Source organism: Burkholderia sp. LFS061 (assembly GCF_047978125.1).
In the GTDB taxonomy this organism is placed as follows: Bacteria; Pseudomonadota; Gammaproteobacteria; order Burkholderiales; family Burkholderiaceae; genus Burkholderia; species Burkholderia pyrrocinia_C.
In genome coordinates this window covers 127,190-141,283 of the sequence record NZ_JBFPFS010000005.1, presented here as the reverse complement: position 1 = coordinate 141,283, position 14,094 = coordinate 127,190, and the positions used below count along the sequence as shown (strand labels likewise).

5 protein-coding genes are annotated in these 14,094 nt (G+C 64.7%); all 5 read right to left on the bottom strand.

Annotated features, from left to right (window positions below):
* Nucleotides 1-244 precede the first annotated feature (244 nt).
* The 5 genes from ACNQQL_RS06345 to ACNQQL_RS06325 all read right to left on the bottom strand — a co-directional run bounded on the left by ACNQQL_RS06345 (nucleotide 245) and on the right by ACNQQL_RS06325 (nucleotide 14,047).
* Nucleotides 245-1,945 (bottom strand): cyclic peptide export ABC transporter, encoded by a 1,701-nt coding sequence (locus ACNQQL_RS06345; RefSeq protein ID WP_347063598.1) that lies wholly within the window; start codon nucleotides 1,943-1,945, stop codon nucleotides 245-247.
* Between the two features lie 16 nt (nucleotides 1,946-1,961).
* Complete coding sequence (locus ACNQQL_RS06340) at nucleotides 1,962-2,441, bottom strand: hypothetical protein (protein ID WP_239483162.1); 480 nt, start codon at nucleotides 2,439-2,441, stop codon at nucleotides 1,962-1,964.
* A gap of 63 nt (nucleotides 2,442-2,504) precedes the next feature.
* Nucleotides 2,505-3,161: a glycosyltransferase family 25 protein gene (locus tag ACNQQL_RS06335; RefSeq protein ID WP_204421151.1), complete on the bottom strand. Its 657-nt coding sequence runs from the start codon at nucleotides 3,159-3,161 to the stop codon at nucleotides 2,505-2,507.
* Nucleotides 3,158-12,655 (bottom strand): amino acid adenylation domain-containing protein, encoded by a 9,498-nt coding sequence (locus ACNQQL_RS06330; protein WP_347063597.1) that lies wholly within the window; start codon nucleotides 12,653-12,655, stop codon nucleotides 3,158-3,160. Before ACNQQL_RS06330 ends, ACNQQL_RS06335 begins: the two co-directional genes overlap by 4 nt.
* Nucleotides 12,656-12,742: 87 nt before the next feature.
* Nucleotides 12,743-14,047: a condensation domain-containing protein gene (locus ACNQQL_RS06325; protein WP_347063596.1), complete on the bottom strand. Its 1,305-nt coding sequence runs from the start codon at nucleotides 14,045-14,047 to the stop codon at nucleotides 12,743-12,745.
* Nucleotides 14,048-14,094 lie beyond the last annotated feature (47 nt).

The window sequence follows — 14,094 nt, the reverse complement described above, 5'->3', positions numbered from 1 at the left end:
CGCGACGAGATCTCGGCAGCGGCTGAATGCCGCTTGATGAAAGGAAAATCGGTTGGCCCTGATTGATTGAATTATTTTGGCATTGATGCCGATTCTTTAAATAACGCGAAGAGCGATCGGCCGGCGTCGCGATTGCAGATCGAGTTGCCCGGGATCGAGGAACGCCGGCCATTCGGTCGTGGGGCGGTGTGGCGGATCGGATCTGCGCGGAGCTGCAACGCGCGCACCGCATCAGGATCGCTGCTCATCCCGCAACTTCGGCCCGGACGGCACACATGGCCGTATCGGAGAAGATGCGGCCGCTATCCAGGCGAATGACCCGATCCGCGAGCTTGAAGTACTGATCGTCGTGGGTAATGATAATGACGCATTTCCCGCGGGACTTCAGATCGGGAACCAGCACTTCATAGAAGAATCTCTTGAAGACCGGATCCTGATCGGCAGCCCATTCGTCCAGGATGTAAATCGGACGATCCTCGATATAGGCGCAAAGCAGCGCCAATCGCTTGCGTTGCCCTGTCGATAAGGCTCTGGTTGTCGAGTAATTGTTGCCATCGATCTCTATTTTGTCCGCCAATTTCAGTGTTTCAAGATATTTGCGGGCAAGCTCGATGCCAGCATTTTCCCGGTCCGGCCCTATGATGCGATTGAACAAATGGAAATCGGTAAAGACGGCGGAAAACAGATTGCGGTACCGTTCCCTGGCATCGTCGTCAACGACTTTTCCATCAAGGGCAATATGGCCTTCGGTAGGCACATAGAGGCCGCTGAGGACTTTGCCCAACGTGCTTTTGCCGCTGCCGTTTCCACCGATGACATAGACGAGTTCTCCGGCATGAATCGACATATTGATGGGGCCGAGCACGAAATCGACCGACGAATCATTGTCACGATAGTTCATCGTCACATCTTTCAGCTCAATGCGTTGCCATGGATTCGCCGAGGATTCCCTGGTGCGCGGATGGGGCGGTTCCTTGCGCGAATCCTCGCTGTCATCGATCAAGAAACCGAATTCCGCCAGCCGGGCGAGCGCGGTTTTGCCTTCGGCCACGATCGGCAGGATACTGATCAGCATGGTCAAAGGCCCCATCATGTAGAGAACGGCCAGAATGCTCGCCGTGAGTACGGAGGGGTCCACGACGCCGAACGAAGGTACGCCGAAAAGCAAAAATCCGAGCAGGACCGCTACCGTGATCTGGCCAATGCTGTCGCCGCTCATGAACCAGAAGCGTTCTATGTAATTGAATCCGGCCACGCGCTTCGATGATAATTCGATCGCGGCCCTGGTGAACCAGCGTCGTCTGGTCCTGTTGAGCTTGAGTTCCTTGATTCCGAACACGAGGCCATGGGTGTATTCATTGAACTGGACAAATTCGTCGCGAACTCTTTCCGTGAAATTGACCGCCTTTCGATAGAAAAACAGATAAAGCGCCAGGCCAACGATTGTCAGGGTGATTGTCGAAGCGAAAACGATCCACGACAGATAGGCGAGATAGGCGATGCTGCATACCAGGACGACGGACTGAACGATGATCGTCGGTATGGTGAGCAGGGTCTGGCTCAACTGCGGAATGTCCTGCGTCAGCATGGTCAGGATATTCGGGGCGCCGCGTCTGTCAATTTCATCCAGTGGGGTCGCCAGGATCCTTTTGCATAGATTGACGCGCAGTCTCGTCATGACTTTCATGCAGGCATAGGAGGGCATCACGGCAGCGCTGCTCCTGCAGAAAACCGCGATGACGTTCACCGCAATGAATATCGTCAGCAGCGTCTGGCGGTCGTCCTGGTCATGCAGCACCCTGCTGATCAATCCGACGCCCACGATCGACGCAATGCCGCTGACGAGGCCCGTAAGGACCGTGCCCAGGGTCAACCAGGGATGACTGCGCCACATCAGGGTGACGGCCGAATGCCACGGCGGCGATTTACTTTGAGCGGAATCCATGAGTCGCCAATATCGTTCAGTTGATCAGGTGACTGAGTTCGACGTTTCTTGCCGCTGATCTCAATCTCGACGAGGTTTCGTGCTTGCCCAGGAACGCGATGCTTTCCACGATTTCCAGCGGCGAGTCGGAAAACAGGATGCAGCACTTCAGCAAGCGCTGCGCACGGTCCCAACCGAGGCCCGATGAATCGGCCACGCTACGCAACGAAGCCTCGACCGACGCGACTGTCCAGCTGTCGTTCCGTGTCAACCGCGCTTCGATCAGTCGAAGAAACTGCAGGAGGGTGCGGGGATTCCTTTCTATGCTGTACATCAGGATGTAATCAACCCGTCGTGTCTTCGTGATCAACGGAAAAATCAGATCGATCACGTCGTCGGTCGATTCGCATTTCCCATAAGCCAGCGAAATTGCCTCGCCGAGCTTGCAGTCCCGGTGGAGCGAATCGAGCGCGGACTTTACGAACTCCGCTTCTAGGTCAACGGTGATGGTTTTCATGAGCTTCAATGGCCTGTTGAGATAGGGACCGCAGGGGATCGCAGCGCGCGCCGGCCGCAGGCGTTACCAGCCATCCGGAATCGGAAGGGAATAGGTCAGCGGCTTTTCCGGCATGACTTCGTCCATGATGTCGGAGTAGCCGGACTCCTGTCCGACCAGATTGGGTTCGAAGCAGTAGCAATTGAACTTCTGCTGCAGCATGAGGTTGTTGCGGTCGTTGATCGCCGGCGGGTGTTCGTTGATCGCAATGAATGCGTCGTAAAGCGAGTCCCTGACGACGTAGGCGTGCGCGGTGAGCGTCTCCACGGCCTTGACGATGTTCGGCGCGACGGGAATGGGGGGCGTGAAGTGATAGGCGCCCAGAAACAGCATGTGCCAGTCTTTCGGCACTTGCGCGATGAACTCGGGGAAGCGCGCGGCGAAGTCGGGGTCGAAGAAGGCGTCGTCTTCGAAGATCAGGACTTCGCTCGCGCCCGCGGCCTTGGCCTGCTTCACGGCGGCAAGATGGCTCATCGTGCAGCCGTAGTCCTGCGGACGCATATGGCTCAAGGATGGCGGCACGGTCACCAGCCTTGCATCGACGGCGGGCAGTCGTTCCACCGTGAGGATGTTCTGTTCGGCGAATTTTCTTTGCATCGCTTCCCAGCGGTCGGGGCGCCGGTCCAGATTGATGCAGACCTTGCGGGCGAAAGCGTTGTCGATCGTCTGTGCGGATTTCATGAGCGTTTTTTTTCCAGAAACTGGTTGATGCGGGTAGCGAGGACGGCGACGTGCGGGTCGAGCAGCATGGTCAGGTGGTCGCCGGGTACGTCCGTCACCTCGACGGGCAGCGCCGAGAAGCGGGACCACCCCCAGGTCGGGTCGAGGCGGAGCTGCGCTATCTCGGGCGACGGATCGTAGTCGCCGGGATCCCGCTCGGTGCTGCGGAACAACGCGATCGGCACGGGAAGCGGGTCGGCTTGCGGCGCGTAGCGCGATTTGAAGTTGGCCTGATAGACACGCAGATAGGCGCGCAGGCGGTCGGATCCGGCATCCGCAAACCAGTTGCCGCGGTTGCCGATTCGGTCGAGGATCAGGCCGGCCTGGCCGTCGGGGTCGAGCTGGACGAGGTCTGCTCGCGTCACCTGAAGGTCGGTCCCGAGGAAGGTGCCGATTTCGTGGGCGATCGCGACCAGCCATTCGGTGTCGTCCCAGTCTTGCCAGTAGGTTGCGGCCGGGCTGTCGATGGGCGCGGAAGCGTCGAGGATCGCCAGCAGTTTGACGACCGCGCCCTTGGCGACGAGCTGCCGGCTCATTTCGAGCGCCACCTGCGCACCGAACGAGTGGCCCGCCAGGTAGTACGGGCCCGCGCCCACCAGCGGCCAGATGGATTCGATATGACGGGCCGCGATGTCTTCCACGCGGGTGAGCGGCAGGCAGGAGCCGTCGAGGCCGAGCGCTTCCAGGCCGTGCACCGCGTGAGCGTCGCTCAGGTGGTTCGCGAGCGGGTGGAAGTAGACCACGTTCCCGCCGGCGCCCGGAAGGAGGAAAAGCGGCGCGGCGGGACCGCCGTCCCGGATCGGCACGAGTCCGCCGGCGGGGGCGGCCGGCGCTTTCCTGGCCAATGCCGCCGCCAGTTTCTCGACGGTCGGATTCTCGAACAGACAGGAAATGGGCAGCCGGCGATCGAACGCTTTTTCGACATTGGCCATCAACTGGATCGCGATGATCGAGTGTCCGCCGAGGTCGAAATAATTGTCGCTGACCGCGATGTCGTTTCTTTTGAAGATCCGCTGCCAGATCTCGAGCAACGTGCTTTCGTCCGCCGTCGGCACGCCGGTGCGGGCCGTCGTGGCCGCACCGGCGGTGGGTTCGACGCCAGCGGCGGCCGCGCCGCGCGGCGCGCCCGGCTGGCCGGCTGGCACCGGCGCATCGGCGAGCCGGCCGGTCAGTTGGGCCGGGTCGTCGGCGAATCGTTCCAGCAACGCGCGGATGGTGTCCAGCATCTGCCGGACCACCTCGGGGGCGACGCGGTGGGCATCGTGCGCGATCTGGAAGCTGACGCGCGTATCCGGGTGTACGGTCAGGGTCAGCGGGTAATGCGCTTCCGCGAAGGCGCGGGTGTCGAGAATCTCGATGTCGTCGGGTCCGAGATCGGGGGCGGCGGCAACCGGGAAGTTCTCGAACACCAGCAGGCTGTCGAACAGGCTGTCGCGGGCGGGCAGTTCGCTCCACGACTGGATATCGACCAGCGAACTGTACGAATGCGGCTCCATCGCAGTCTGGGCTGCGTGAACCGTCGCCAGCCATTCGATGAAGGGGCGTTCCGGCGCGATGCGCAGGCGAAACGGCAGCGTGTTGATGAACAGGCCCACGATCGACTCGACGCCGTCGAGCTGCGGCGGGCGACCGGACACGGTGACGCCGAAGACGACGTCGTCCGTCCCGGCGTGGCGCCGCAGCACCAACGCCCAGACCGCGCGGATCAGGACGTTGAGGGTGAGGCGATGGGTTCGCATGAGCGCTTGCAGCCGAGCGGTCAGGGCCTCGTCCAGCAGGAATTGCTGGGTCCTGCGTTTGTCCTGCCGTGCGGCATCGCCGGAGATCTGCCCGGCCGGATGGGCCACGATCGGCGTGGCGGCATGAAACCCGGCCAGTTCGGCGCGCCACCAGGTTTCGTCGGCCGAACGAGGATGGCGCGCGAGCCAGTCGATGTACCTGCGGTATCCCGGCGCCGACGGTGCGAGCGCGGGCACGCCGGTGCGGACGAGCGACAGGTAATCGTCGAACACTTCCTTCATCAGGGTGGCAGTGCTCCAGCCGTCGAGAATGATGTGGTGTGCGCTCCAGCAGAACCGATGGCGTGCCTCCGCTTCCTGAATCAGCGTGCAGCGGAACAACGGCGCCCGCTGCAGATCGAAGCCGCGCCGCCGGTCGTCGGCGAGGAATGCATCGAAGTCCTGCGCGCGGCGGGATGCATCGCGGTGTCGCCAGTCGAGGAACGTCCACGGCAGGTCGACCGTGTGCCGGACGGTCTGGACGGGATGATCGCGATTGGCCCACGCGAACGCGGTACGCAGCACGGCATGGCGCTCGAGCGCATTGGCCCAGGCTTGCCGGAGCGCCGGCACCTGGAGCGGGCCGCTGACGACGAAGCTGAACTGCTGGAAATAGGCAGCGGGATCCAGCTCGTATAGCGAATGGAACAGAATGCCCTGCTGCAGGGACGAGAGCGGGTAGCTGTCTTCGAGGTCGTCCCACGCGGTGTCGGGAACCGACGCCGCGAAGTCGAGCAACCGGTCCTTGAAGTGCGCGGCCAGGTTTTCGACCGTCTGCCGCTGGTGGAGACGCTCGCCGTAGCGCCAGTCCACCTGAAGCTTGCCGTCGGAAACGGCGGCAACGATCTCGAACGCATGCGTGCGCAGGGACCGCTCGGAGCGCAGCGAACCGAGGTCTTCTGCAGCCGGGCTCCAGCCATCGGATTGCTGCAGCACGGTATCGAGCTGCCCGTGATAGTTGAAGAGGATGTCGGCATTCGGCAGCGCGGCGAGGCTGTCACGCACGGCGTCGTCGGGGCCCAGGTAGCGGAGCAGCGAATAACCGAGGCCTTCGGCCGGAATCCGGCGCAACTGTTGCTGCGCGTCGCGCAACGCTTGCTCCGGCGTCTGCCTCGCGTCGACCTCGAGGACGATCGGATAGATGGAGGTGAACCAGCCCACCGTCCTGCTGACGTCGATCGGCGCATCGCAGACGTGGCGGCCGTGACTTTCGACATCGACCCGGGTGCGCGCGTTGCCCGTGACCATGCTGCATGCTTGCGCGAGCGCGACGAGCAGGACGTTGTTGATCCGGGTTTCGTAGGCCCGCGGCAGCCGGCGCAGCAACGCCGCGGTTTCGGTTTCGTCCAGCTCGAATGAAACGGATGCCGCGTCGCCGACCGCGTTGTGGGCCGCGCCCGCGGCCGGATAATCGACCGGCATGGGCTCGACGTCCTGCGCGAGGAGGGTTTGCCACAGTGGGGCTTCGTCGCCGATGGCAGGCGACCGGGCCAGTTGCTGCAGGTGCAGGGCCCATTCGCGGAACGAAGTCGTCTTCTCGGACAACGGCTGGCCGTGGTAGGCGGCATGCAGATCCTCGAGGAGCACGCGCCACGACACGCCGTCCACCGCAAGGTGATGAATCGACACGAACAGGCGGGCGAGCGGCTCGTCGGCAAAGCAGAAAAGCCGGGCCGCCAGCAACGGGCCATGCGTGATGTCGATGCCGCGTTCCGCTTGCGCAGCGGCAGCGCGCATGGCCGCCATGCGCTCGCCGGCGTCGCCTGCGATCGCTTGCTTCGCGAACAGCGCCGGCATCTCGCCAACTGCGACGACTTCTTGTGTCCAGCCGCCGGCGCTGCGCGAGAAACGCAGGCGCAACGCATCGTGATGTTCGTGGACTTGTCGGAACGCGTCGGCGAGCCTCGACGCGTCGATATCCGACGGCACCTGAATCAGGACCGTTTGATTGTAGTGCGACGGCGCATCGATCTCCTGTTCGAAGAACCAGTGCTGGACCGGGGTGAGCGGCGCATCGCCCAGCGGGCTGACGCTCGGCGCATGCGCTGCCCGTTCTTCAGGCGCGGCGGCCAGCTGGGCGACCGTCTGATACTGGAACAGTTGTTTCGTCGTCACGCGAAGTCCCGCCTGATTGGCGCGCGAGATCACCTGGATGCTCAGGATGGAGTCGCCTCCAAGTTCGAAGAAATTGTCGTGGATGCCGATGGACTGCAGTTGCAGCACGTCTTGCCAGATGGACGCCAGCAGGACTTCCCTGGGTGTGACGGCAGGCGCGTGCAACCGGGCCGTGTCGACCGTGTCCGCCGGGACGGGCAGCGCCTTGCGGTTGATCTTGCCGTTGGGCAGCATCGGCAGGGATTCGAGCGCGACGAACCTCGACGGCACCATGTAGTCCGCAAGTTTGCCGCTCAGATGGCCGCGCAGATCGGCGATGTCCGGCGATGCGGTCGCGACATAGGCGATGAGGAACGTTCGGGCTCCGTCGGTTTTCGCGATCACGATACAGTCGTCGACCGACGGATGCTCGCGCAGCGCCGCCTCGATTTCACCGGGTTCGATGCGCAGGCCGCGCAGCTTGATCTGATGGTCGATGCGGCCGAGGAACTCGATGTTGCCGTCGGGCCGGTAGCGCGCGAGATCGCCGGTGCGGTAGAGGCGTGCGTGCGGGTCGTTGAAGAACGGATCGGCGATGAACTTCTCGGCGCTCAGTTCGGGCTCGCCGTGGTAGCCGCGTCCGACCGGCGTGCCGCCGATCAGCAACTCGCCCGCCACGCCGACCGGCACGGGCTGCAACTGCGCGTCCACGATATAGAGGCGGGTGTTGGCGATGGGCCGGCCGATCGGCACGATGCGGTGCGGGTCGTCGCGCCGGCATTCCCAGGCGGTCACGTCGACGGCAGCCTCGGTGGGGCCGTAGAGGTTGAACAGCTTGGTGTCCAGGCGCGCGAGGCAACGCTGCTGTAGATCGAACGGCAGGGCCTCGCCGCTGCACACGACGCGGCGCAGCGACGCGCAGTGCGCGTCGAGGTCCGGATGGTCGAGAAAGGCGCGCAGCATCGACGGCACGAAATGGACCGTGGTGATCCGTTCGCGCTCGATGAGTTCGACCAGGTAGTCGGTCTCGCGCTGGCCGCCGGGGCGGGCGAACACGAGGCGCGCGCCGACGATGAGCGGCCAGAAGAATTCCCAGACCGAGACGTCGAAGCTGAACGGGGTTTTCTGCAACACGGCATCGTCGGCGCCGAGGGTGTAGGCGTGCTGCATCCACAGGATGCGGTTGGTGATCGCGCGATGGGTGTTGAGCGCGCCCTTGGGCCTGCCGGTCGAACCGGAGGTGTAGATCATGTAGGCGAGGTTCTCGCCGCTCAGCGCAGGCGCGGGGTTGGACGCGGGCGCGGCGTCGAGGTCGAGCGTGTCGCGATCGACGACGATCACGCGGGCGTCGGTGTCGGGCAGCGCGGCAAGCAGATGCTGCTGGGTGAGGAGCCAGCGCAACTGGGCGTTGTCGATCATGAAGCGCACGCGCTCGGCGGGGTAGTCGGGATCGACGGGGACGTAAGCGCCGCCGGTCTTGAGGATGGCGAGCAGCGCGACGATCATGTCGAGCGAGCGCTCCATGGCGACGCCGACGAGAGCATCGGGAACGACACCGAGTTCGATGAGCCGATGGGCGAGGCGATTGGCGCGCAGGTTGAGTTCGGCGTAGGTGAGCGAGGCGTCGTCGCAGACGGCGGCGACGGCGTCGGGCGTGCGCTCGACCTGCTGTTCGAACAGCCGATGCAGCGGTTGCGCGGCGTCATCGCCGAAATCCATCTCGGTCCGGTTCCATTCGACGGTCAGCAGATCCCGCTCCGCATCGCTCGTCAACGAAAGCTCGCTGAGCGGCCGGTCCGGATCGGCGACCACGGCATCGACGAGCGTGCGGAAGTGTTCCGCCATGCGATCGATCGTGGCGGCGTCGAACAGGTCGAGGTTGTATTCCAGTGAGCCCGCGAGGCCGTGCTCGGCATCCTGGATATGCAGCGTGAGGTCGAACTTGGCGGTGTGGGTCTCCACCGACACAGGCGTTGCCACGAGACCGGGGAAGTTCACCGCATGGGGCTGCGCTTTCTCATACGCGAACACGGCCTGGAAAACCGGCGTGCGGCTCAGGTTGCGTTCGAGCTTGAGCGAGTCCACCACCTGCTCGAACGGAATTTCCTGGCGACTATAGCCGTCCAGCGCGACGCGCTTCACGCGCGCCAGCAGTTCGCCGAAGGTCGGATTGCCCGACAGATCCACGCGCAGCGCGAGCATGTTCGCGAAGAAGCCGATCAGCGGCTCGGTCATGCTGGAACGCCGATTGGCGATCGGGGAGCCGATGACGAGGTCTTGCTGGTTGCTGTACCGCGAAAGGAGCAGCGTATACGCGGCGAGCACGACCATGAACGTGCTGGTGCCGGACGCACGCGCGATCGCGCGCAGGCCGTCGGCGCGCTCACCGTTCAACTGGAACGGCAGAACCGCGCCGTGAAAACGCTGGATCGCGGGCCGCGGGCGGTCGGTGGGCAGTTCGATCAGGTCCGGCGCGTCCGCCAGCGCCGCGCTCACGAGCGCCAGTTCCCGATGCGTGTCGGCCGACGCCAGTCGTTCGTGCTGCCAGGCGGCGTAGTCCGCATACTGGACGGCCAGTTCCGGCAGCGACTGGCCGGCATAGAGCGCGGCCAGTTCGCCGATGAGGATGCCGGACGACCATGCATCGGAAATGATGTGATGCATCGTGATGCCGAAGACGTGCAGGCGCTCGTGCACGCGATACAGCACGACACGATAGAGCGGGCCGGCGGCGAGATCGAATGGGCGGTCGGCTTCCTCGGCGAGCAGCGCGAGCGTGTCGGACTCGGTGCCGACGTCGATGACGTCAAGCGCGACCGGTGCCGGTGAGGCGATGCGTTGAACCCCGCGGCCGTCGACGGCGGGAAACGTGGTGCGCAGGATCTCGTGACGCCGGCTGATTTCGGACACGGCGGCGCGCAGGCGCGGGATGTCTAGGTCGCCGTCGAAACGCAGCGCGCTCGAGATGTTGTAGGTTGCCGACGGACCTTCCAGTTGCGCGAGGAACCACAGGCGCTGCTGCGGAAAGGACAGCGGCAGGTCGTTCGCGCGCGATCGGGGCAGGATGTTGCCGGCCATCGAACCGGTCCGGGGCGACGACGCTTCGATCAGGTCGGACACCGCGCTGATGGTCTGGAGTTCGAAGATCGCGTCGATGCCGATCTCGACGGAGAAACTGCTCCAGATCCGCGAGACGAGCTGCATGGCCTGCAGCGAATCTCCCCCGTAGTCGAAGAAGCGGCCGGTGAGATCGACGGCCGGATTGCCGAGCACTTCGCGCCAGATGCGCACCAGCTCGAGCTGGATCGGCGTTGCGTCGAGACTGGCGGCGTCGAGACTGGCGACGGCAGGCTCCATGGCCAGGAGCGCCGGGCGATCCAGCTTGCCGTTGGCGTTGAGCGGAAATTCGGCGATCGGGAAAATGTCGGACGGGACCATGTAGTCCGGCAGTTTCCCGGCCAGAAAGGCCCGCAGGTCCGCAACGCTCAAGCTCGCGGAACCCTTGACGTAGGCCGCCAGCTTGCGCAACCCCTGGGCGGTTTCGCGCAGCATGACCGCTGCGCCGACGACATCCTCATGCGCGGTGAGCGCGGCCTCGATCTCGCCCAGCTCGACACGGTGCCCACGGATCTTGACCTGATCGTCGACGCGTCCGTAACACTGGATCTGTCCGTCGGGCAACCAGCGGCCGATGTCGCCGGTGCGATAGAGGCGCGCTTCGCCGGGAAAGGGATGCTCGACGAATTTCGCGGCGGTGACGTCCGGCCGCTGGTGGTAGCCGCGCGCGAGGCCGTCGCCGGCGATGCAGATTTCCCCCGGCACGCCGATCGGAACCGGCCGCAGGGCGTCGTCGAGCATGTACACCCGGGTGTTGGCGATGGGCCGGCCGATCAGCACCGTGGACGGCGCGTCCTCGACGCGCTCGACGATGCAGCCGACCGTCGCCTCGGTGGGACCGTATTCGTTGTAGATTTCGATCGCGGGATCGATCTTCCGCAGCGTGGCGATGTGCTGGGGCGTCAGTTCCTCGCCGCCGACGATCACCTTGCGCACGCCGGAGCGTGCCAGGTTCATGTATTCCAGCAGGTGAATGTGGGTGGGCGTGAGCTTTAGGGTGTCGACGCCGCTGCCGGGCTGGAACATCCGGGCCAGGATGGTGTCGATGCTTTCCGACTGCGGATAGATGCGCAGCGTCTTGCCGCGCACCAGCGGGCAGAAGATGTTGGTGAGCGTGAAATCGAAGCACAGCGAGCTGTACAGGCCGAAACTGCCGGTCGTGCTTTCCGGAAAGTAATACCCGGCGGCCCAGGCAATGTAGTGGGCCAGGTTCCGGTGTTCGAGCAGGCAGCCTTTCGGTCGCCCGGTCGAGCCGGACGTGTAGATCACGTAGGCCAACTGCGACGGCTCGGCGCGGCGCGGCGGATTGTCCGGCAGCGGCGTCCAGCCGGGGAGTTCCTGATCCAGCAGCAGCGTCGCGCCGGAGAATTCATACCACTGCGCCAGTTGACTCGATTGGGTCACCAGCAGCGACAGGCCGGTGTCGCCGAGGATGTGATTGATCCGTTCGGCCGGATACGCCGGGTCCAGCGGAACGAACGCCGCACCCGCCTTCAATATGCCGAGAATCGCGACGATCATCCATTCGGAACGGTCGAGCATGACGCCGACCAGCGATTCCGGGCCGACGCCGTAGTGGTCGCGCAATTGATGCGCGAGGCTGTTGGCCCGGGCGTTCAGGTCGGCGTAGGTCATCAGCGAACTGTCGGTGACCAGGGCCGGCGCCGCCGGCGTGCGGGCGACCTGCGCCTCGAACATGTCGACGACCGTGAGGTGGCCGGGCCCGGCCGCCGCGGTTTCGTTGAAGGCGGCCAGCCGCCGGCGCTCTTCCGGCGGGCTCGATTCGATGTCGCCGACGGGCTTGTCGAGGTGTTCGAATGCCTCCAGCACCGCGCCGAGGCTGTTCGCGAAACCGTCGATGACGAACGGCTCGATGGCGCCGGTATGACGGAGCTCGATTTCGCCGCGCGCGAGCCGCAGGTGCAACTGCAGGTCGTCGTCCCGACCGGTCGGCGCGTGGTGCACCCGATCGTCCACCAGCGCGACTTTCGTGAGCTGCGCGAGATCCATGTCCTTTTCGTTGCGCACGAGCGTTTCCAGCGGGAAATGGTGCTCGGCGTAGCTGTCTTCCACGATCCCGGCCACGCGCGACAGGTAGTCCTCGATGCGCTCGTCGGGACGTACCTCGATGATCAGCGGAACGGTGGCGGCCCGGGCCGGCGGATGCTCGGCAAGCCCCGGCGTTCCGAGCACCGTGACCGGAATCCGGAAGTATTTCCAGAGCAGGAACGCAATGCCCGCGGCCGTGACGGCGAATTCGGCCAGCTCGCCGTCGCCGATGCGCCGCAACAGGTCGAGCGACGCGGGCGTGAGCGGCACCGTGCGGGACAGCAGGCGACCCGGCTGCTGTGCCGGGGCGTGCGCTGCGATCCGGTAGACGCCGGCGACCAGGGAAAGGCTTTCGCGCCAGAAGCGCGCGGTTTGCGCATAGCGATGGTCGGTGACCAGCACGTTATTGTCTTGCACAGGAAACTCCTTGAGACGTTTTGTTCACCTGAAACAACCCGAAGCGGCGCGCACGGCGCCCGCTGCTCGAACTCCGGCCGGCCCGCATCACGTCTTCTCCTCGAGCGCGTCGTCGGCCGTGACTTCAGGCGCGCGCTTCAGGCGCAGGCCGACCCGGACCCGGGCGCTGGCGGCGGGCGCGTCGCCGGGGAGCGGGATGCGATCGACCGGCGTGGTCGGATCGCGGCGGAAGACGTCGTGGATCGCGAGCAGCCGATCGCGCATCGCGGCGATGGTCGCGGGGCGGAACAGGCGGGTGTTGTAGATGAACTGGATGAGGTGCCTGCCTTCGCTTTCCACGATCTGGAAGGACAGGTCGAACTTGGCCGTGCTGTCCGTCTGCGAGATGTCCGTGATGTGCAGACCGGGCTGCGGCGCGGGTATCGAAACGTAGTTCGCTTGAATGTCGAAGATCGGGAAATGGTTCGCCGGGGTGCGGATCTTCAGGTCTTCCAGCAGCACGTCGAACGGATAGGACGCGTGCTCCAGCGCTTGCGTGGAGGCCTTCGCCACACCGTCGATCACCTCGGCGACGGTCGCGGATTTCCGCACCGGGACGCGCAGCACGACGGTGTTGAGGTACACCCCGATCTGCGATTCGAGCTGTTCGCTGTCGCGCCCGGCCGACACGCTGCCGATGACGATGTCCTCGCGCCCCGTGTAGCGGTGCATCAGCACGCAGAACGACGCGAGGAGCACTGCATAGAGCGACGTATGGTGAGCGCGGGCCAGCTGCGCGAGCCCTTCCACCTGCGGGGCCGACAGTTCGACTTCGAGCGTCTGCCCGGCATGACCGAGCCGCTCGGGACGCGGGTAGTCAGACGCCAGCTGCAGGCGGGGCAGCGGCGGCGCCAGTTGCTCGAGCCAGTACGCGCGATGCGCGGCGGCGCGCGGACCTGCGAGGCTCGCGTTGTGCCACGCGGCGTAGTCGCGGTACTGGATCGACAGCGGCGGCAGGTGGTGCCCCGCGTACAGCGCATGCAGGTCGTCGGTCAGCACGCGGATCGACCACGCATCCGATATCGCGTGGTGCATGTTCAGCAGCAGCAGATGTTTCGTCGGCGAGAGCCGGACCAGCTTGACGCGAAAGAGCGGTCCCGACGCGAGATCGAACGGCTGCTCGCTTTCCGCGCGAATCAGCGCATCGATCGCTTGCGGCCCGGCATCGTCCGCCAGATCCATTTGCTCGACCCGGAATCCGGATGCGTCGCGGGCGAGGATGCGTTGCCGCAGCTCGCCCTCGATCATCGCAAACACGGTGCGCAGGCTCTCGTGGCGATCGACCAGCGCGTCAAACGCGCGAACGAGGCGCGCCGTATCCACAGCGCCGTCCAGCTGCAGCGCGCCTGCCATTGGCGGTGCTGAGCGGGTGTTGTTTATACACCTGCGTTTCTTGGGGG

Bases quoted from the DNA above. Each gene is read 5' to 3' on its own strand.
- ACNQQL_RS06345 (WP_347063598.1), bottom strand. From the start codon at position 1,945: ATGGATTCCGCTCAAAGTAAATCGCCGCCGTGGCATTCGGCCGTCACC.
- ACNQQL_RS06340 (WP_239483162.1), bottom strand. From the start codon at position 2,441: ATGAAAACCATCACCGTTGACCTAGAAGCGGAGTTCGTAAAGTCCGCG.
- ACNQQL_RS06335 (WP_204421151.1), bottom strand. From the start codon at position 3,161: ATGAAATCCGCACAGACGATCGACAACGCTTTCGCCCGCAAGGTCTGC.
- ACNQQL_RS06325 (WP_347063596.1), bottom strand. From the start codon at position 14,047: ATGGCAGGCGCGCTGCAGCTGGACGGCGCTGTGGATACGGCGCGCCTC.